15 protein-coding genes are annotated in these 19,865 nt (G+C 53.5%); 2 read left to right on the top strand and 13 right to left on the bottom strand.

The features are described 5' to 3' along the window. A partial coding sequence (locus tag LBO03_03910; protein MDR3348741.1) for a tyrosine-type recombinase/integrase occupies positions 1 to 228 on the top strand: 228 nt, incomplete at its 5' end. A 100-nt stretch (positions 229 to 328) separates the two neighbouring features. Here the strand turns inward: LBO03_03910 and LBO03_03905 are convergent. The 4 genes from LBO03_03905 to LBO03_03890 all read right to left on the bottom strand — a co-directional run bounded on the left by LBO03_03905 (position 329) and on the right by LBO03_03890 (position 4,431). Next, a complete protein-coding gene (locus LBO03_03905) occupies positions 329 to 1,270 on the bottom strand; it encodes a polysaccharide pyruvyl transferase family protein (GenBank protein ID MDR3348740.1) in 942 nt (313 codons plus the stop codon). Beyond that, on the bottom strand, positions 1,267 to 2,628 hold the full coding sequence (locus LBO03_03900) for a polysaccharide pyruvyl transferase family protein (protein MDR3348739.1): 1,362 nt from the start codon (positions 2,626 to 2,628) through the stop codon (positions 1,267 to 1,269). The genes LBO03_03905 and LBO03_03900 overlap by 4 nt, the downstream gene beginning before the upstream one ends. Positions 2,629 to 2,693: 65 nt before the next feature. Next, complete coding sequence (locus LBO03_03895) at positions 2,694 to 3,572, bottom strand: glycosyltransferase family 2 protein (protein ID MDR3348738.1); 879 nt, start codon at positions 3,570 to 3,572, stop codon at positions 2,694 to 2,696. Positions 3,573 to 3,690: 118 nt separating this feature from the next. Continuing rightward, positions 3,691 to 4,431: a hypothetical protein gene (locus LBO03_03890; protein MDR3348737.1), complete on the bottom strand. Its 741-nt coding sequence runs from the start codon at positions 4,429 to 4,431 to the stop codon at positions 3,691 to 3,693. A 713-nt stretch (positions 4,432 to 5,144) separates the two neighbouring features. On the opposite strand from LBO03_03890, the gene LBO03_03885 reads away from it, so the two are divergent. Beyond that, positions 5,145 to 9,152 carry an N-6 DNA methylase gene (locus LBO03_03885; GenBank protein MDR3348736.1) on the top strand — a complete coding sequence of 1,336 codons (4,008 nt, stop codon included), beginning with the start codon at positions 5,145 to 5,147 and terminating at the stop codon, positions 9,150 to 9,152. 409 nt (positions 9,153 to 9,561) lie between these two features. Here the strand turns inward: LBO03_03885 and cysK are convergent, their stop codons facing one another. The 9 genes from cysK to LBO03_03840 form a co-directional block, all read right to left on the bottom strand. After that, positions 9,562 to 10,494: a cysteine synthase A gene (gene cysK / locus LBO03_03880; GenBank protein ID MDR3348735.1), complete on the bottom strand. Its 933-nt coding sequence runs from the start codon at positions 10,492 to 10,494 to the stop codon at positions 9,562 to 9,564. Between the two features lie 122 nt (positions 10,495 to 10,616). Then, the gene (locus tag LBO03_03875; GenBank protein ID MDR3348734.1) at positions 10,617 to 11,411 is read right to left on the bottom strand and encodes an ABC transporter permease; all 795 of its coding nucleotides are present in this window, start codon (positions 11,409 to 11,411) and stop codon (positions 10,617 to 10,619) included. After that, positions 11,404 to 12,192, bottom strand: coding sequence for an ABC transporter ATP-binding protein (locus LBO03_03870; protein MDR3348733.1), 789 nt, complete (start codon positions 12,190 to 12,192; stop codon positions 11,404 to 11,406). Before LBO03_03870 ends, LBO03_03875 begins: the two co-directional genes overlap by 8 nt. A 10-nt stretch (positions 12,193 to 12,202) precedes the next feature. Then, entirely contained in the window at positions 12,203 to 13,237 is a 1,035-nt protein-coding gene (locus LBO03_03865) for an ABC transporter substrate-binding protein (protein ID MDR3348732.1), read from the bottom strand. A 245-nt stretch (positions 13,238 to 13,482) separates the two neighbouring features. After that, complete coding sequence (gene radA, locus LBO03_03860) at positions 13,483 to 14,841, bottom strand: DNA repair protein RadA (protein MDR3348731.1); 1,359 nt, start codon at positions 14,839 to 14,841, stop codon at positions 13,483 to 13,485. Continuing rightward, complete coding sequence (locus LBO03_03855; protein MDR3348730.1) at positions 14,828 to 17,293, bottom strand: ATP-dependent Clp protease ATP-binding subunit; 2,466 nt, start codon at positions 17,291 to 17,293, stop codon at positions 14,828 to 14,830. The genes radA and LBO03_03855 overlap by 14 nt, the downstream gene beginning before the upstream one ends. Further along, entirely contained in the window at positions 17,290 to 18,351 is a 1,062-nt protein-coding gene (locus LBO03_03850; GenBank protein ID MDR3348729.1) for a protein arginine kinase, read from the bottom strand. Before LBO03_03850 ends, LBO03_03855 begins: the two co-directional genes overlap by 4 nt. Continuing rightward, positions 18,338 to 18,892 (bottom strand): UvrB/UvrC motif-containing protein, encoded by a 555-nt coding sequence (locus LBO03_03845; protein ID MDR3348728.1) that lies wholly within the window; start codon positions 18,890 to 18,892, stop codon positions 18,338 to 18,340. Before LBO03_03845 ends, LBO03_03850 begins: the two co-directional genes overlap by 14 nt. Beyond that, complete coding sequence (locus LBO03_03840) at positions 18,877 to 19,332, bottom strand: CtsR family transcriptional regulator (GenBank protein MDR3348727.1); 456 nt, start codon at positions 19,330 to 19,332, stop codon at positions 18,877 to 18,879. Before LBO03_03840 ends, LBO03_03845 begins: the two co-directional genes overlap by 16 nt. Positions 19,333 to 19,865 lie beyond the last annotated feature (533 nt).

The raw sequence follows: 19,865 nt of genomic DNA, 5'->3' as shown, positions 1-19,865 counted from the left end.
GGCAACATCGCGCCGCATTCCCTGCGCAAGACCTTCGGTTACCACGCCTGGCGGGAAAACGCCCCTTTGGCGCTGCTCATGAACATTTACAACCATAGCTCTTTCGCGACGACCCAGCGATATCTGGGCATAACGCAAGACGACAGAGACAGGCTTTACCTTAAGCTGGACTTTTTCGGCGGCGCGGCGCAAAACGCAGGCGTAGCCGCAGGGTCGGCGAGGCTTTAGGGCAAAGCGCGGCGGAAAATTCGCCCAAAGATGGGCGCGGCAGCGCCAACAGGCCCTGAACGTACCCGCAAGCATTGCGATATGGATACGCTTTAAACTACTATTTTCTGCCGGCCGCAAATAAATGCCGTATTTTGGCGCCTTGCGTAAACCGTTCCCGCGTTTCGTCAATACGGGCCATTGCCAATCGCATAAGCGCCGTTTTGTATTCATTGAAATCACAATATTGGGGCTTCCAATCAATTGCGTCCAATGTTTCGCCCGTGTAGAGCGATATGCCCGGGTTAAGCGTATCCAGGCGAATATCTTTCACGTGCTTGTCGTACGGGCGCTTTACAAATATAGTGGGAATGCCCATTGCGTTGCAGGGCGTTGCGACATGATAACGCGCAGTTACAATGAGCGCGGCGTTGTCGCGGTAATAGTCGTAGCGCCGCTTAATCTTTTGGTAATTTTCCTCAACCGTCAAATCGCCTATGTGTTCCGCGTTGCTCATTGCTTCGGCTATGGAAAGGATGTCGTCCGGGATGTGCGGCAAAACCTCGTTCGGGCAATCTATCAGAAGGACTTTGCCGTATTCCCCGCTCTGCCTGCGCGGCAAAATATTTGTGATGCACCCTTGCAAATAGGACGATATCCCTATCTTGTTCAAAAAATCGCAGGTGAACGCGTCGCGGCAACCAATCGGGGCTGTCTGCCTGAACAATTCAAGCCATTTATTGCCGGGGGCCGTAAAATTAGAAAGCGGGAACGCGTCAAACAATGTAGCAAACTCTACGCTCGCGCCGAAGAATACGGGCGTTATTTTATCCGACAGCAACGCGCCGCCATCTTTCGGATTTACGAGAAAATGAAGCACATAATTGTATGGAAGCAGCAACTGTTCGCCGTCATACGTTGCGAGTTCCGATTGCGTAATCTTAACAATTTCATTGTACGGTATGCCCATCAGATCGTACAAATACTCAATGGCAACGGACTGAACATAATCGCCGAAATTGCAATGCGGCGCGCCGAAATCTATCAACAAACCGTATTTCACAGGATACCCCGCCTGATTTTTTCATCCTCTAAATCGCGTTGCCCAACCATTGTGTTGGCAAGAATCAGGTATTGGGCGCTATTCAGGCCCATTTGCCTAAAGCGCCCCAATGCGGCGGCGGCGGCAGTTTCCGCCGCAACTACTACGAATTCGTTGTCGGCCAAAGTGAAATCATCTGGGTGAAATATCGGGCGCTGCGCCAGCAAACCCGTCTTGAACGTATCAATCCAACCCGCGAATTGCAAATTCGGGTTGACGTCCCTGACAATGTTCGCCAAAACGACGCCGTCCCCATCGCATAACAGCTTTATCGCTCCCCAAATGTAGAAGCGTCCCGCCGCGTTGTCATGATGCTTGCGCACAAACTTGCGCAGCCTTGTTTTATAGACCGCTTCGCCCGCATCGGCAAGCAGCCATTCGTCAATTCGCGGCTGAAAAAAACGGCGTATGCGTCCCGTTTCCATAAAGCGGGTGTATGCCTCGCGAATTCTCGCAGCAGACAGCGCGACAATTGACGCTTTGAGCTCGTGAAAATCGCGCCATTGCGGATGCCAGTCAACGCCGGAATAGTCGTCGCCGCTGACAAATTGAATATACGGGTGCAAAGAATCCAATCGTATATCTTTCGAGTAGTAATTGACCTTGCGCTCAATAAATATGCAAGGAATGCCCATAGCGTTGCAGGGCAGGGCTACATGATAGCGCGAAGTTACTACCAATGCGGCATTGTCGCGGTAATAATCGTAGCGCTCTTTGACGCGCCGATAGTTTTCTTGTACTGTCAATTCATAATTTGGCGCGTAATTGCTTAATATTTCGGCATTTTCCAGTATTTCGCCCGGTATGTGCGGCAATGCGTCATTTGCCAGGTCAACGAGCAATGTTTTCTTATAACATCCGTTTGCCCTGCGCGGAAATATGTTGGTGATGCACCCCTGAAGGTAAGCTGCTATACCGTGGTCAGCCAAAAATTTGCGCGTGAACTCATCGCGGCACCCAATCGGGGCGGCGCGCCTGAACATAGCAAACCAACCGTTTTGTTCGTCCGCAACTTTGTCCAATGGATACCTGCCGCCGAACTGCGTGAACGAAAAGCTGCCGCCCAAAAATACAGGCGTAATTTTAGGCGAAAGCCTAACCGCCCCGTAACCGGGAAATACGAAAAGATGCAAAACATAGCTGTAAGGAAGCAATAATTGTTCGCCGTCATATGCCGACAGTTCGGCTTGCGTAATGTTGACGATTTGGCTTTGCGCAATCCCCATTTCCTGATATAGGAACTCTATCGCAACGGATTGCACGTAGTCCCCGAAATTGCTGCACGGAGCGCCAAAGTCCACGATAAGCCCATATTTCATAGCCGTTTCTCCTCAGCATGCTTAATTTTGTCCTCATTGGCGGCGCCAAACAAATTGGCGGCCATTCAATGGCTTATGTTGTCAGCGGATTTTGCGCCTATCATGAAGGCTTGTACTTCGGCAACCGCTCGCTTCGTAAAGTCAATTATATAATTGTCGTTCGCATCAGAAATATATCCTATTTTTTCACGCAAAAACATTCGGCACAATTCAGGCCTTTTTTTCATGTCGACAAGCCTTTTCCCTAAATTGTTCGATTGGGAAAAACTGTTGGGACTTATGTAATAGTTATGCAGCAACCTTGCAAGTATGCCGGCCTTTTTGGCGTAGCGCAGCAAAAACAGCATGTACACGTTATCGCTGCAATGCGCCATGTCAAAAGCCGCCAAATGGCTATCAAGCATATCGTAGTCTACCCGGCGAAGCAATTCGCATGAAATCAGGTTTCCCCACAGTTGCCCGAAGAAGCGGAAATATTCAGGGAAAAGGGTTCCGAAACCTTCGCCGGAAATCAACAGGTCGCGCTCAAGTATATATTCGTTATTTATATCTCCTGTCGCATAGTCAACAAAGTTTGAACGGCAACTGGCAATCTCGAGGTTGTGTTTTGTCAGGAACATGAGCATTTCACTGAAAAAGCCCGGTTCATAAGTATCGTCGGCGTCAAGATTGGCAAAGTAATCAAATTGCCTCGAGAACGCGAATTGTTGGTCATGTTTTTGCAATCGCAATGCCCCTCGTATGTTTGCCTTGTTGCGCAAAGCGACTATGCGCGGATCTTTTGCGGCATATTCGTCGATTATGATGCCTGTGTCGTCAGTTGAGCCATTGTCAAGGCAATAGTAGGCCCAGTCGTTATGCGTTTGGGCGATGACGCTGTCAATTGTGCGGCCAATCGTCCTTTCCGCGTTATACGCATGTGTGTAGAGAATTATTTTAGGCATGGTATCTATCGCTCTTTTCCGTTTAAGCATTTCGTATATTTTCATTGCCGGCAGGTCGTGCCGCACAAGTGGCCCCAGCGCGGGCTATCAAGCGCAAAATGCGTCAAGGGGCGAACATTCACTTACTGCTGATGAACAAAGCTTCGTTTAGCTGTTCCGCCGCCGGATGCCGCAACAAACTATCCGCATCCTTCCATGTACAATAATGGCAGGATTTTCGCGGATAGCCGTAAAACGATTTTATTATGTCGCGTTTCTCGGCCAATGAAATACGCGGCTCCAATTCAACATAGTCGCGATCATTTAAAATGCACACGCCCAGTTCCGATAAAAACAATGAATTTGAACATCTATGCAACTTGCCGCGATACACATGCATATTTTCCAGCCTCACCTGCGGGCATAAAGCGGACCGAAGCGCAACAAAGCTATCCGGTTCCAATAAGTCGCGGCGCGCCGTATTGTCTATCCATCCGCCGCAGTGCTGTTCATTGCCATAGTACCTTTTCAGGATATATTGAATTTTGCGTTTATCGAGTTCTTCTGTGAACTTGGCCAGTTGCCTTGACAGATTGCCATAATTGCTTATCATGACTTTTACCTTGGGGCCATAGCTTTCCAGGACGTCAAAATCCATGCCGCGCGGCAGAATAGTTGCATTGCTTTCAATGACAAGCAGATCAAATTTATCTTTGTATTTTTTGCAATATTCTAAAGTGTCCGCCAACGCATTGTGCAAAAATATCTCCCCGCCGACAAATTGCAGCCACTCAATATGATCAAATATAAGAAAAAGGGCGTCAATATCGTTTCTCATCTCGTCCATGGTCGCGTCAATGGGATTTTTGAATTTCGGCATATGGTTTGAACACAGTTTGCACCGAAGCGTACAACGCATTGTAGGAACTATTGACAGCCGTTTAGTAAACAACATTTATGTTTTCTCCTTGTCAAATTCTTGCCGGAAACCGCCAATCGCTTTTGGTGTGCATTTTTTATTTGCGGCTTCCCATAAGGGCGGCAAATATCGCTTTTTGCCATAAGTAACGGAATTATAGAAAATGTTACCTGTAGTTTGGCCGTTAGCCGCCCACAGAGCCGATGGGCGCTTGGAGGGGAAAGCGCCAATTTCCGGCGGGCAAAATAAAAAAACGCGGGAAACCCCGTGTTTGCCAGCAAAAACAAAAAAGCAACAGGTAACATTTTCTATAATTATGTTGCCTGTTGCCGGACGCTGCGGGAAAAAGCCGCCCCGCCGCCTCTCTTGCGCCTATATTGTTAACATGCGCCGATATGCGTTAACATATTTTAACATACATTTACTTCTATATAATATATAACACGCGTTTTGTTGTCAATACCAGCTCCGAGAAAACTACAATCAAAATTTTCTGAAAACTTTCCAATTTGCCTATTGACAAACAGTTAAGAATGTGATATCATAGCTCGGAGCAGCTTTCAGCTATGAGGTGTCCACCTTTGCCCAGCCGCTCAATGTCCGGCACATGATATCACATGTAGGGAGAGGCGACTATGCGGCAGCCGATAGATCCGCGAAATATAGTGTTGGCAATGGACTTCGCCCCGGCAGACGGCAGGCGCGATGTCTACGAGAAAGTGTACCCGCGTCACAACGGATATACTATTCGCGTGGATGTTGCCAACGAACGTATTGAGTATGTTGACACCGCGGCAGACGAAAATTTCCGTATAGTCATCGGGAACGGCACAACGAGCAACTTTTCCCATCCCGAAAACTTCGTTATATTGGATTGCGTCGTACGCCTGTTGGATACAGGCTATGCGCCAAACGCGATTGAACTGGAAAAGGTATACCCTTCCGGGCGAGGACATTCCGGACAGCTCGACATTTTGGTGAAACATTCCGGCGGCAAGCCGTTTTTGATGATTGAGTGCAAGACGTGGGGAACTGAGTACAGCAAAGAACGTGACAAGATGCTCAAAGACGGCGGACAGTTATTTACATACTACAAAAATGCAACTGCCGCATCTTATCTTTGCTTGTATGCTTCACATTTAGTGGATGGGAAAACGCAATACGTCAACAGTATAGTTGACGTGCAAGATGAATGGGCGAGGTTATCCGAAACCAAGGATATTTATGAACATTGGAATAAACTTTTCAAAGACAACGGCATCTTCGAAAGTTATGCCGCGCCCTACAACATTGTCCATAAGCGACTGACCTATGGAATGTTGCAGAATATGAAAGCGGACGACAGCGGCAAAATTTACAACCACATTATGGAGATTTTGCGCCATAACGGTATATCCGACAAACCGAACGCGTTCAATAAATTACTTAATCTTTTTGTCTGCAAAATCATTGACGAAGACAAAAATCCCGACGATGAACTGCAATTTCAGTGTTGGCATGGACTGTCGGACGAGAAACTGCAAATGACGCTTAACGACCTTTACAAAGAAGGCATGTGGCGTTTTCTTGAAATACGCGTTATCGACCATTCCGAAAGCGATGTAGACAAAGTCCTGCAAGAACTTGGCATAGGCGACACAGCACACAAGAAAAAGCTAATGGATATGTTCAGCGATACGCGTTTGAAGAAAAGCCCTAACTTCGCTTTCGTTGAAGTGCAAGACGAAAAGACGTTTCAGCTTAACGCCAAGGTTGTGCGCGAAATAGTGGAGCTTTTGCAACATTATAAATTCCGCTATGAGCAAAAACACGAGTTTTTGGGCAACTTCTTCGAGAAAATGCTCAATACGAGCATGAAACAAGAGGCGGGGCAGTTTTTTACGCCCGTACCCATTGCGCGGTTTATAATATCGTCCTTGCCGTTACGTGAGCTTGTACAAGGCAGGATTGACGGCAAAGAAGCGGATCCTTTGCCCGCGGCCATTGACTATGCCTGCGGAAGCGGACATTTCCTTACCGAGTTTATGTCTAAAATGCAGACGATTATTGAGTGCGCGGATGTCGCAAAGGCTTCCCCGAGCGTGCGCGGCAAGCTTAATTCTTGGCGCGGGGACGTTAAGTTTTCGTGGGCCAGGGAATACGTCTATGGGATTGACTTCGATAACCGCCTTGTCAAGACCGCGAAAGTCAGCGCGTTCTTTAACGGCGACGGCGAAGCCACTATCGTGTGGGGCAATGGACTCGATAACTTTGAACGCTCGGAGGAATATAGGGACAAGCTTAGAAACACCTTGTCCGGCAGCAAAAAGGACAACGGGCAGTTTGACATACTTATTTCAAACCCTCCGTATTCCGTACAGGCATTTAAGACTGTACTCAAACACGGCGAGGAGTCTTTTGACCTATACGGCAGCCTAACCAATAACAGTTCCGAGATTGAGTGCCTGTTCGTCGAGCGCATGAAGCAACTCCTTAAGGTTGGAGGGTGGGCAGGCGTTATTTTGCCGAGTTCGATGTTCTCGAACGGTGGGATTTATTCGCGCACACGCGAAATAATTTTCAAGTATTTCAAAGTGAAATCTATTGTCGAACTTGGCTCCGGCACGTTTATGAAAACGGGGACAAACACCATTGTCTTATTCCTTGAACGCCGCCCCGACAATGACCACGAGAAGATAACGCAAGCCATAAGCAAATTTTTCCAGGACGGGCTTGACGTTACGGTCGCGGGCATTGAGCGCGCCTACTCGAAGTTTGTCGCAAACGTCTATGATGGTTTGGCGTTTGACGATTATAAATCGTTGGTATGCGGTATGCCGAGCAAGGCGATGCAGTCTCACGAGTTATGGACTGATTATGTTAAAGATTATGGACGGCTCGTTTATGACCAAATAATTTCTGAGGAAAAAGCTAAACTTGAGGCATATTTAATTGACAAATTAAACGGCAAAGCCATTGCCGATAGAAAAGTCAAGCCTGCCGACATAACCAAGAAGGTAAAAATTGACGTCGAAAATTTTATTTGCGGCAGAACGGAGTTTTTATCCCAAGAGTTTTTGAGCGATGTTGCCAAATTTATAACTGCCCAGTATGATGGCATATCCATTACTGACTTTGAATCATTTCTGCGTCACACCCCGAATGAACGCATACAAACACACTATCTTTTTGCGGATTATTTATCGCGGGTGTGCAAGCGGTGCATAACATCGGAAGATGAAAAAATGCTGTACTTCCTGCTTACATATGAGCAGAATGTAGTAGTCGTGAAGTCCGGTCAGAAGCAGGACGAAAAGGCGTTTTTGGGCTATGAGTTCAGCGAGCGGCGCGGGTATGAGGGCATAAAGCTGCTCCCTGCCGGCACGAAACTGTTTGATGAAAGCGGCAACCCACTTAACCCGCAAAAGGTAAACAGCTATATCTACAATGCCTTCCTCGGCAAGTCCGCCGCAGAGATTGGCGAAGCTGTGTCAAATCACGTTTCATACGGCCGTATGTGCGCTTTCTTTGACTACGGCACAAGAAAATTTGATAAGCGGGTTAATTTGAGCAAGAAAACGAAGATGGTTTCCCGATATCCGCTTGTTGCGCTTAGTAATCTTTTAAGTATTTCGAGAGGAGCTTCCCCCCGACCTATCAGCAAGTATTTGACTAACGATATCAGTGGGGTAAATTGGATAAAAATCGGCGACGCGGCAATTGAAGATAAGTATATCAATGGTGCCAATGAAAAAATCACAAAAGAAGGAGCATTGAAATCCAAAGCGGTATCCGTCGGCGATATGGTCGTTTCTAATTCAATGAGTACCGGCAGACCTTATATACTTAATATTTCTGGATGTATCCACGATGGCTGGTTGCTTTTGTCTGAAATTTCCACTAACATAAGCAAGGAATATCTGTATTATATTCTCTGCTCCGCAAATGTCCAAGAGCAACTCAGGATCGAATCACTTGGCGGGGTAGTTCAGAATCTAAATATAGAGCGGGTTTCCGGCATCAAAATTCCACTCCCTCCGCTTGGCATCCAGCGGCAAATAGTCGCAGAGCTTGAGGCGTTGGAACGCGAGGAAACAGACACCCGTGTTCGCTTTGCGACCGCAAAGGATAGTATAGCCGGACTTATGAAAAACAGCGGCGAAGCTAATACGAAATTATCCGATTTTGCCGAGTATGTGACGGCGAGAATAGATTTTTCGGAGTTGTCAGCCACGAATTATATTGGCGTTGACAATTTGCTCCAAAATGTCGAGGGACGAACGGATTCAAATTATGTTCCAATTAGCGGAAAAGTAACTGCTTATGATAAGGGCGATATACTTCTGTCGAATATCCGTCCCTATCTCAAAAAGGCGTGGCTTGCCGATAGGGTTGGCGGTTGCTCAAATGATGTTTTGGCTATTCGCATTGATACGGACAAGGCTCTGCCGAAATATGTGTTCTGCCATCTGTCCTCCGATGAATTCTTCGCTTATGAGATGGAGCATATCGGCAGCGGCGTAAAAATGCCGCGAGCGGACAAAGCAAAGGTTTTGGAGTATAAAATACCGCTTCCACCGCTCGAAAAGCAGAGAGAATGCGTTGCGGCGATTGAGAAGCGCGAAGCGGAAATCTCCCAACTGCGGGCGCGGCTCGACGAATTGAAAATTGCAAAATCCGCCGTGCTTGATAAGTATCTATAGCCGCCTGGCCGTTAAGTTTGGCGAACAACAAGGGGAGCGGAAGCCGTTCCCCTTGTTTCTGTCTCGCCTTCTAATTTCATGCCCGCGCTTCCGCTCCTTCGCCCTCTCCATATCCGCCTTGCCGCACCGCGCAATCTGCTCGGCGGTACGCTTGAGCGCCTCGACGTTTTGCGTTTCGGTTTTCAGCTTTTCGTACCGCTGACAGAGCGCGGCGCAAAACGCAGGCCAACCCGTAATTCGGCGCGCCTTTGGGTCAAAGCAGGACGAAAAATCGGCCGCAAACAAAAAAACCGCCCGGACGGTGGCCTTTTGCGCAAAAAGGCGGGCGGCGGCAATTGTTTTGCCGCCGCCCGCCTTTATTTTTTTGCATTCAGCTTGGACATTCGCGTTGCGCCAATGCCGCGCCGGCTTATTCTCCGAACAGTTCCGTGGACAGGTAGCGTTCGCCTGTGTCGGGAAGGATGGCCACAATGTTCTTGCCTTTGTATTCAGGCCGCCTTGCCACTTCGGCCGCCGCCCAAAGCGCCGCGCCGGAGGAGATGCCCACCAGGAGGCCTTCGGTTTTGGCTACCGTCCGGCTGGCTTTGTAGGCGTCCTCGTTGCGCACCTTAATGATCTCGTCGTAAACGCCGGTATTGAGGATTTCCGGCACAAAGCCCGGCCCAATGCCCTGTATTTTATGTGGGCCGGCCTTGCCTTCGGACAATACGGGCGAGTCGAAAGGTTCCACGGCGACAATCTTTATTTTGGGGTTTTTCTCCCGCAAATATTCGCCCGCGCCCGTGATCGTGCCGCCCGTGCCGATGCCGGAGACAAACACGTCCACTTTGCCGTCGGTGTCCTCCCATATTTCCGGGCCGGTCGTCGTCTTGTGGATCGCCGGGTTGGCCGGGTTGACAAACTGTCCCGGGACAAAGGAGTTGGGCGTTTCCGCCGCTAATTGCGCCGCGCGCTCAATCGCCCCTTTCATGCCCTTGGCACCTTCGGTCAAAACAAGCTCCGCGCCGTAGGCGTTGAGCAGCCGGCGCCGCTCAATGCTCATCGTCTCCGGCATGGTCAGGATAATGCGGTAGCCGCGGGCGGCCGCCACCGAAGCCAGCCCGATGCCGGTGTTGCCGCTGGTCGGCTCGATTATGACCGAGTCGGGCTTTAATTTGCCGCTTTTTTCCGCGTCCTCAATCATGGATTTGGCAATGCGATCCTTTACGCTGCCCGCCGGATTGTAATACTCCAGCTTGCCTATGATGTTCGCCGCCAAATTTTCCTTTTTGGCGTATCCGTCCAACTGCAAAAGCGGGGTTTTCCCAATGAGGTCCGTAAGCCCTTTTGCTATTTTCGCCATGTCATCGCCTCCACCTTAATTCATATTAAGCATATAAATCATATATGTTTTAAGGACATTCTATCCCACTATCCTGCGCTTGTCAAGAAAAATTTTTGCCTGGCCGAACATTTCCGGCCGCTTTATTTCCAGGGGACGATCTTTTTCTCCAAAAATTGCAGGGAATTGGTGAAAACCAGCCCGAGCAGGGACAAAATGATTACCCCCACCATAAGTTTGGTGGTCAGCATAAGGTCGCCGTAATGAAGGATCATCGCGCCGATGCCTTCCTGGGCGGCGATCATCTCGGCGGCGACCAGCATGAGCAAAGAAGTGCCGGCGGACAGCTTGAGGCCGGCAAAGATTGTCGGCAAGGCGCCCGGCAATATGACTTTGCGCACGAGGCTAAACCGCGTGGCGCGAAAGCTGGCCGCCACTTTGACAAAAAGCGGGTCAACGTTTTTTACGCCCGCCCAGGTGTTGATGGCCACCGGAAAAAAAACGCCCAAGGCGATGACCGTGATTTTTGAGATTTCGCCTATGCCCAGCCAGAGGATGATCAGCGGCAGGAGCGCAATTTTGGGGACAGGATAAAGAGCGTAAATGATGGGCGTCCCGGTAATGTCGGCGAGTTTGGACATGCCCGTAACCAGGCCGGCGGCAAGCCCAAAAGCGCATCCTATGGCATAGCCCATAAGGATGCGGTACAAACTGGCGGCGAGATTGGCAAAAATCTCGCCGCTTTGCAACATTTCCAAACCTTCCCGCAGCACGCCGGAAGGGGCGGGCAGAAAAAGCTCCGACACAAACCCGGCGCGGGCGATTGCTTCCCAAACGGCGAAGGCGGCGGCAAGCGAGGCGGCGGACAGCCACGGCGGATATTTCACGTCGAGGAACGCCAGCCGGTTCGCCGCCGGCCGGCGGTATCCCTCAATCATTGGCGTCCACCTCCCGCAAAGCTTCCAGCGCGTCATTTTTTATGCTTTTCCATATATCGTCCGTCCAGGCGCTAAAAACGGCGGCGTTTTCCGGCAGGGTACGTTCCGCGCGCGGCATCCCGATGGAAAGTATTTTGATCACGCGGCCGGGGCGGCGGGACAACACCACTATCCGGTCGGCAAGGTATACGGCCTCGGCGATGTTATGGGTAACGTACAAAGTGCTGAGGCGGGTTTTTTCCCAGATCGCCAGGAGCTCTTCCTGCATGATCGTGCGGGTTTGCGCGTCCAACGCGGAAAACGGCTCATCCATCAGCAATAGGTCAGGCTGTATGGCCAAAGCCCGCGCGATGCCTACCCGCTGCCTCATGCCGCCGGAAAGCTGGTTGGGGTACGCCCGCTCAAAGCCACCGAGTCCGACCATATCGGTATAATAGGCGATGCGGCGCTTTTTCTCGCTATCCGGAAGGTTGATTTCCTCCATGCCGAAAGCGATGTTTTCATAGACCGAACGCCAAGGGAAAAGGCCGATCTCCTGAAAAACCACGCCGACCAGCGGCGGACGGCCATCGGGAAGGCCGGTGAAATATATTTCCCCCGCCGTGGGGCTCAGCAATTCGCCCACCATATTCAAAAGAGTTGACTTGCCGCACCCGGAAGGCCCGACCAGCACGACGAACTCCTCCGGGTGGACGGTGAGCGAAACATCCGAAAGAACCGGCAGCTTCTCGCCTCGGTGGTTGACGTAAATTTTGCTGACTTTCTCTATCACGACTTTCATTGCAAAACGCTTACTTTGCCAGGGCCTTGTCAAAAAACGTGGTGTTTACGGCCTCTTTGGCTTCAACCGGCTTCTCCAGCAGTTTATGCTTGCTGTACCACTTGATCTGCGTGTCTATGTCGCTTGCCAGCAGGCGGCCGTTGCGGTCGATATAGGGGATGCCGATTTTGATGTCTTCGACCGGCATGTTGGTGTAGTTGGCGATTATTTTTATGACCTCGTCATAATTTGCCCCGGGCGCGGGTTTGCCGTCTTTTCTGGCCAGCACGGCATCGTAATAATAATTGCAGCATTTGATGTAAGCCTTCATGAACCTTACCGCCAGCTCCTCGTCCTTGTTAAGGTTGGGCGAATAGAAAATGCCTGACGTCTGATAATCTATGACGTTGGCAACCGGCAGTATGGATTTGGCGTAACCGGCTTTTTCCGCTTTGGTCGGGTTGGGCTCATTTAAGATGGCGGCGTCGATCTGCCCGCTCCGCAGGCTGGACAGGATGGAGCCGAGCTGCCCGAGCGGCACGATCTCGACGTCGTTTGCCGACATGCCCTTGGCCTCCAGCATACGGCCGATCATGTACTGGAAGGTAGATCCTTTCTGGGTAATGCCGATTTTTTTGCCTTTCAACTGTTCCAGCGTGGTAACGCCCTGGTCGTGGAGCTTTTTGACAACGACCAAAGTCGATGAGGGGTAGCCCTTCTCCTCGCGCCCTTTGTCGGCGACGATGGTCAGTTTCTGGCCGCTGCCGATCATGTTGAAAAGGCTGGCGGTGATGCCGGTCGCGCCTACGTCCACCTGATTGGACGCGGTCGCGACGGCGATCGGCTGGGCGGCGTCGAACCATTTGGCCGTAAGCTCAATTCCCTGTTCTTTAAAAAACCCTTTGTCCATGCCGATAAACAAAGGCGCGGAACTGGTCAGGCGCAAAAGGCCGATGGTCATTTTTTTTGTTTCCACCTTGGCGGGCGGGGCCGCCTTCTGGCCGCCGCAGGCGGCGGACAGCAAGGCTGCGGCAAATAGCAAAAACGCGATGGACAATTTTCTCATTTTCTGAAAGCCTCCTCATTTTTTATTTGTGCCGGATTTTCCAGGGCCTTGTAACAATAGCGAATTTTTCAAGTTTTGGGCGAATTTTTCGCTATGCGCGGCGCAAAACGCGGGCGAACCCGCAGTTCGGCGAGGCTTTAGGGCAAAGCACGGCGAAAAATTCGCCCAAAGACGGGCGTTAAGCGGCAGCGTCAACAGGCTCCATTTAGGCCGGCCGGGCACTTTCCCGGCGGCACCAGTATGCTTCAGCCTATCCCAATCTCCCGCAAGGCCTCGCGCAAGGTAGACGCCGCGACGATCCCGCCGTATTTGGCGCGCAGTTCCCGGCTGTCGCCGCCGGAGGGCACAATGAAGCGTTCAAAGCCGAGGCTGGCCGCTTCCTTTATCCGGCGGGCGACATGGCTGACCCGCCTTATTTCGCCGGTAAGCCCCATTTCGCCGATCAGCAGGGCCCTCGCGTCAAGGGGCTGGTTGCGCAAACTGGAAACAAGGGCGGCCGCCACCGCCAAATCAGCCGCCGGCTCGTTCACCTTGAATCCGCCCACGACATTGACATAAGCGTCCTGAACGCCAAATTCAAAACCCAGCCGTTTTTCCAAAACGGCCAGCAGCATATTGACCCGGTTGTAATCAAAGCCGACCGAAGTGCGCCGCGGCATGCCGTAAGGCGTGGGCGCGGCCAAAGCCTGCACTTCCACCAGCACCGGCCTTGTCCCTTCCATGCAGGCGCAGATCGCCGAACCGGGCGCGCCGCCCGTTGCGCGGTCTTTCAAAAAAAGCCCCGCCGGGTTGACGATCTCGGCCAGCCCATGTTCTTCCATGGAAAATATCCCCGTCTCGCTCGTTGTGCCGAAACGGTTCTTCAAGGCGCGCAGTACGCGGAAAGCGTATACACGCTCGCCCTCAAACTGCAAAACGACGTCCACCATGTGTTCGAGCAGGCGCGGCCCGGCGATCGCGCCGTCTTTCGTCACATGGCCGATAATCGCCACGGCCACGTTCTTTTCCTTGGCAAAGCGCAAGAGCTTCCCGGTACATTCCCGGATCTGGCCGACGCTGCCGGCGGCCGTCGGCAGTTGGGCGCTGTACATGGTCTGTATGGAGTCGATCACCAAAAGGGAAGGCGCCGCCGCTTCGGCCTGCGCCAAAATGCCGTCTATGTCGGTTTCCGTCATGATCCAGAGGCTGTCCGCCGCCCGCCCCAGCCTTTGGGCGCGCATTTTTGTCTGGGCGGCCGACTCCTCGCCGGAAACATAAAGCACTTTTTTGCCCTTTTGCGAAAATTTCATGCCCACGTCAAGGAGCAGTGTCGACTTGCCTATGCCCGGGTCGCCCCCCAAAAGCAGGAGGGAACCCTCGACCAGCCCGCCGCCGAGCACGCGGTCAAATTCGCCGATGCCGGTTGGCAGGCGCGCCGTGCCGGGCAAGGCAATTTCGTTTATCGCCTGCGGCTTGCCGTGCCGGTATACCGGCGGCGCGGCGCAAGGCAGCGCCGCCTCCTCCACCAGGCTGTTCCAGCTCTCGCATTCGGGGCAGCGCCCAAGCCACTTCGCGCTTATATAGCCGCAGCTTTGGCAGGTATAGTTTATTTTAAGCCTGGCCATCAGCCTTGACCACGGCGGCCTTTTTGCCGACGGTAACAGTTTCCCCGTCCGGCGAATCCAAAAGCACGCAGTCGCCCGCCTTTACTTCGCCTTTCAGGAAGGCTTCCGACACCCCGTCTTCCACCATGCGCTGTATGGCCCTTTTGAGCGGGCGCGCGCCGTAGCGCCGGTCCTGCCCGTTTTTGAGTATGGCCGCCTTGCCGGCGGAAGTTATCGCAAGCTCCAGGCCGTTGTTTTTGGCGCGCCGGGTTACGTCTTCCAGCAATATGTCGACTATCTGGTCAAGCTCCGTCCCGGACAGGGAATTAAACACCACCATTTCATCCAGCCTGTTGATAAATTCCGGCCTGAAAGCGCGCCGCACTTCTTCCAGCACCTTTTGCTTGGCGGCCTTTTCGTCAAATTCCCGGCGATCGCCGGCGGAAAAACCCAGCGGCCGCTGGTCGGCCTGGCGGGCAAGATAAGTCGATCCTACGTTGCTGGTCATAATTATGACGGCGTTCTTAAAATCGGCTACCCTTCCCTGCCCGTCGGTCATGCGCCCATCGTCGAGCGCTTGCAGCAATATGTTGAAAACATCCGAATGCGCCTTTTCCATTTCATCCAAAAGAATGACGCAGTAAGGCCGGCGGCGCACCGCGTCGATCAACTGCCCGCCCTCGTCATAGCCGACGTAGCCGGGCGGCGCGCCGACCAGCCGCGAAACCGTGTGCTTTTCCATATATTCGGACATATCGAACCGGATCATGGCGTTCTCGTCGCCAAACATCGCCTCGGCCAGCGCGCGCGCCAGCTCCGTTTTTCCCACGCCGGTCGGCCCCAGGAAAAGAAACGACCCTACCGGCCGCCGGGGATCGTGCAGGCCGGAACGCGCGCGCCGGACCGCCCTGGCGACGGCCGATACCGCCTCGTGCTGGCCGATTACCCGTTTGTGCAGCTGCGCTTCCAGATCCAGCAGCCGCTCCGCTTCGCTCTGGGTGATGCGGCTGGCCGGTATGCCCGTCCAGGAAGACACCACTTCGGCAATGTCGTCGCCGGTAACGACCACGTTGCTGGCCTGCCTGTTTTTCCATTCTATTTGCTGTTCATGCAGCTCGGCGGTCAACTCTTTTTCCTCGTCGCGCAGCTTGGCCGCGCGCTCAAAATCCTGCCCGGCGATCGCCTTTTCCTTGTCGGCCTTCAGACGCGCGATCGTCTCCTCAAGCTCTTTGAGGGCGGCCGGCAGGGAAAAGGCCCTAAGCCGCACCCGCGAACACGCCTCGTCCATAAGGTCAATCGCCTTGTCGGGCAGGTTGCGGTCATTTATATAGCGGTCAGAAAGCCTGACCGCCGCGGCGAGCGCGTCGTCCTCAATGCGCGCCTTGTGGAAAGACTCGTAGCGGCCGCGCAGCCCTTTCAGGATGGCCAGGGAATCCTCCAAGTTGGGCACGCTCACCAGCACGGGCTGAAAGCGGCGCTCCAGGGCGGCGTCTTTCTCCACGTGCTTTTTATATTCGTCCAGCGTGGTCGCGCCAATCGCCTGTATCTCGCCGCGCGAGAGGGCGGGCTTTAAAATGTTCGCCGCGTCCACGGCGCCTTCGGCCGCGCCCGCGCCGATCAGGGTGTGCATCTCGTCGATGAAAAGAATGATGTTTTTGTCTTGCTTTATAGTTTCAATGAGGACTTTCAGCCGTTCCTCAAATTCGCCGCGATATTTCGTCCCCGCGACCAAAGAGCCCATCTCCAGGGAGAAAACCTGTTTGCCGCGCAAAAGCTCCGGCGCCTGGTTTTCGATGATGCGCTGCGCCAGCCCTTCGGCGATCGCCGTTTTCCCGACGCCCGGCTCGCCGATCAGGACCGGATTGTTCTTCGTCCGGCGGCAAAGTATCTGGATGACCCTTTCTATTTCCTTTTGCCGGCCGATCACCGGGTCGATTTTTCCGGCTTTCGCCAATTCGTTAAGGTTGCGGCCAAATTCTTTCAACTTCTCCATGTCAAAAGTCTTTGCGCCCTCGCCTCTCGCCTGCTGCTCGGCCTGCGCGGGGGCGCCGAGCGCCTCGTATATGCCGCGGCGCGCCGCCTCGATGTCCACGCCCACGCTTTGCAGAACTTGCGCGGCGTGGCTTTCCCCGTCCGCCAAAAGGCCCAAAAGCATATGCTCCGTGCCCACATAATCCCTGCCCATGCCCGACGCTTCCGCGACCGCCGTTTCAATCGCGCGCTTGGCGCTCGGGTCGTAGGCCGCCTCGCCCATGCCCGCGGCCTGCGCGGGGAACATCTGCGCCACGCGGCCGCGCAGGCTCTCCTCGTTTACCCCCAGCCCGCGCAAAAACTGCGCCGACAAACTGGCGCCGTCAAAAAACAAGGCCAGCAAAAGATGCTCCGTCCCGATATAAGCATGTTTGAAATTAGCCGCTTCCTGCCTGGCCAGCGCCAACACGCGGCGGGCGCGGGCCGTAAACCTGTCCATCATTTCAATCCAACCTCCGCCAGGCGGCCCCTTACTATTTTTGCCCGGAGTTCCTCCTTGCCGCAAGGCTCCTCGCACGCCCCGGCCGCTCTCAATATATGCCCTTCCCTGGTGTCCACCATCAATTGGTAAATAATTTCCTTGGGTATTTTCAAAATATTAAGGTCAATGCCCAAAAGCGCCCTGCTGTAGAGGCTCATGGCTTCGGCGTTTTCCAAAAGGCGCGCGCATGACAAGGTGCCGTAGGCGCGCCAGGCCATGTCCTCGACGGCCGCCCGGTGTTTTTCCATAAGCTGCCCCCTGGCCAACCGTTCCCGGGACGCTATCTGCTCCACCATGTTGGTCATGCTTTCCACGAGTTCCGACTCGCTGTAGCCCATGGCCAGCTGATTGGAAACTTGGAAGATGTCGCCCAGCACTTCGCTGCCCTCGCCGTACATGCCGCGCACGATCAAGCCGACGCGGGCGGCCGCCAGGGCCATGTTGTTGACCTCTTTCGCCATGGCCAGCCCCGGCATGTGCAGCATGGCGGTCGCCCGCAGGGCGGTCCCTATGTTGGTCGGGCAGGCGGTAAGATAGCCGAATTTTTCATCAAAGGCAAAATTCGCGCCTTCTTCCAGCACATCGTCCACCTGATCGGCAATTTTCAGGACGTTTTCCAAACCGAGCCCCGGCATCATCACCTGGATGCGGAAATGATCTTCTTCGTTGACCATCACGCTGATCGCCCCGTCGTCGCTGACAATCGCCGCGCGCATTTGCGGCTTGCCGGCTTGCAGCGGGCTGATCAGGTGTTTCTCGACAAGCACTATCCGGTCGATTTCCGTCATTTTTTCAAGTTCAATCCAAGTGAACGTCCGCTCAAGCCGCCGGGACAACTCGCCCACCGCCTCGCCGGCGACGCGCATGACCGCCGCCAGCGCGCCCTCGCCGGCCTGGGCCGGGAAAGGCACTCCCATTATGTTTCGCGCCAGGCGCACGCGGCAGGACAGCACCACGTCCGCTTCCCTGCCCTCCGCCAGCCAGGAAGGGCGCTGATGCAAAATTCTACTTAACGTCATCTTTAACCTCCCGCGCGCCTATCAGATCCTTTTCGAGCTGCTTTATCCCGTCGCGCAGTTTGGCGGCTTCCTCATATTCCTCCCGCGCCACGTGCGCTTCCAATTTGGCGCGCAAATCGGCTATTTTCCTTCTCAGGCTGAAAGCGCCGCCAACGCGCGTCGGTATTTTGCCGATATGCCGTTTGCGGCCGTGAATATGCTTTATGATGCGCAGCGCCGCGTCGCCGAACACCTTATAGCACTCGTTGCAGCCAAAGCGGCCGCATTCGGCCAGTTTGGGCATGTCCATGCCGCAAACGGGGCAGGCCGCGCCCGCCGCCTGATGGCCGGGCGCCGGGACCTGGGGCGCGCCAAAAAAGCCTTTCAAAAGGCTGTCCACCGACACCGGGCCCGCCTCCAGGCCTTCCGGCAAGGCGCCCTCTTTCCTGGCGCAGTCGATGCACAGCATGTGTTCCGTCTTGCGCCCGTTTATCAATTTTGTTATATAAACCGTCGCTTGTTTATTTTTGCACCTTTCGCACAGCACTATAAACACCCCCATGAAATACCGGCCTCCCGGCAATCGGCCCCTATGCGCTTCAAGGCCGAGTCCAGCAAAGCGAGCTGCCCGCCGCTATCAAGGCCGGGCGCGCTCACTTCCATAAAATGCTTGAGCAGCGCGTATTCGCGGCCGCTGATGACTTTTCGGCTCAGCAGCCGTTCCAATACCTCCGCCGCGTCCGCGCGCTCTTTTTCCTGCTCGCCGCCAAATTTTGCCGTTACCTGAATAATGCGCACAAAGCCGCCGGCTCCCCGTCTCGATTTGACCAGGAAACCGCGTTCCGGCGTAAAGCGCGTATTCAAAACATAACTTATCTGCGACGGCGCGCAAGACAACTCGACCGCCAAGTCGTTGCGCCGCATCAATATATGGCGTTCCCGGGCTTCGGCGAATTTGCCCAAAATGCGTTTTTCAATGAAATCCGCCAGGCTGTTTCCCATAATCTACCCCTTGCTGAAAACCGGCAATTTTTTCTGGGAACCTTCAGCAATATTATATTTGACTTTTTGACTTTTTGCAAGCCCTTTGTAAAAAAAGCGGCGCGACCGCAACGGCTCCCCATGCCGGGGGCTGATTTGTTTTCCCCGTCCGCGCCCCTTTCCCTCTCCGTTTCCGCCGCCGGTTGAGGCGGCGGCGGTCGCGATGTCCGGCCGGCCTTTATGAAGGCCATGAAAACCCCCTGCCCGGGCAGGGGGTTTTGCCTGCGCGGGGCGCCCGCGCGGTTCGGTTATTGCAAATGAAAAAGGATGCGCAAAATCTTCGCCGTCCGCGAGTTTTCTGTGCCGGCGGGCTTTGCTTCTTTAAAGGGGGCGGCGCGTTTCGTCCTGCCCCGCAAAGCAAGCCGGGCCAGCCAAGAAAGGTTCAGGCAGCGCCCGCCTTTAGAAGAACCATTTGAACTGCGCGGCGAAGCCCACGCCTTCGCGCTTGCCGGTGTAGCCTTCCACTTTGAGGTCGACCAGGCTGTTCTTGCCTT

It is taken from the genome of Acidaminococcales bacterium, assembly GCA_031290885.1.
In the GTDB taxonomy this organism is placed as follows: Bacteria; Bacillota; Negativicutes; order Acidaminococcales; family JAISLQ01; genus JAISLQ01.
This window is presented reverse-complemented; position numbering and strand designations above follow the sequence as displayed.

Excerpts from the sequence above, each read along its gene's own strand:
- LBO03_03900 (MDR3348739.1), bottom strand. The coding sequence starts at position 2,628 with ATGAAATATGGGCTTATCGTGGACTTTGGCGCTCCGTGCAGCAATTTC.
- LBO03_03895 (MDR3348738.1), bottom strand. The coding sequence starts at position 3,572 with ATGCCTAAAATAATTCTCTACACACATGCGTATAACGCGGAAAGGACG.
- LBO03_03890 (MDR3348737.1), bottom strand. The coding sequence starts at position 4,431 with ATGCCGAAATTCAAAAATCCCATTGACGCGACCATGGACGAGATGAGA.
- LBO03_03885 (MDR3348736.1), top strand. The coding sequence starts at position 5,145 with ATGGACTTCGCCCCGGCAGACGGCAGGCGCGATGTCTACGAGAAAGTG.
- cysK (MDR3348735.1), bottom strand. The coding sequence starts at position 10,494 with ATGGCGAAAATAGCAAAAGGGCTTACGGACCTCATTGGGAAAACCCCG.
- LBO03_03875 (MDR3348734.1), bottom strand. The coding sequence starts at position 11,411 with ATGATTGAGGGATACCGCCGGCCGGCGGCGAACCGGCTGGCGTTCCTC.
- LBO03_03870 (MDR3348733.1), bottom strand. The coding sequence starts at position 12,192 with ATGAAAGTCGTGATAGAGAAAGTCAGCAAAATTTACGTCAACCACCGA.
- LBO03_03865 (MDR3348732.1), bottom strand. The coding sequence starts at position 13,237 with ATGAGAAAATTGTCCATCGCGTTTTTGCTATTTGCCGCAGCCTTGCTG.
- radA (MDR3348731.1), bottom strand. The coding sequence starts at position 14,841 with ATGGCCAGGCTTAAAATAAACTATACCTGCCAAAGCTGCGGCTATATA.
- LBO03_03855 (MDR3348730.1), bottom strand. The coding sequence starts at position 17,293 with ATGATGGACAGGTTTACGGCCCGCGCCCGCCGCGTGTTGGCGCTGGCC.
- LBO03_03850 (MDR3348729.1), bottom strand. The coding sequence starts at position 18,351 with ATGACGTTAAGTAGAATTTTGCATCAGCGCCCTTCCTGGCTGGCGGAG.
- LBO03_03845 (MDR3348728.1), bottom strand. The coding sequence starts at position 18,892 with ATGGGGGTGTTTATAGTGCTGTGCGAAAGGTGCAAAAATAAACAAGCG.
- LBO03_03840 (MDR3348727.1), bottom strand. The coding sequence starts at position 19,332 with ATGGGAAACAGCCTGGCGGATTTCATTGAAAAACGCATTTTGGGCAAA.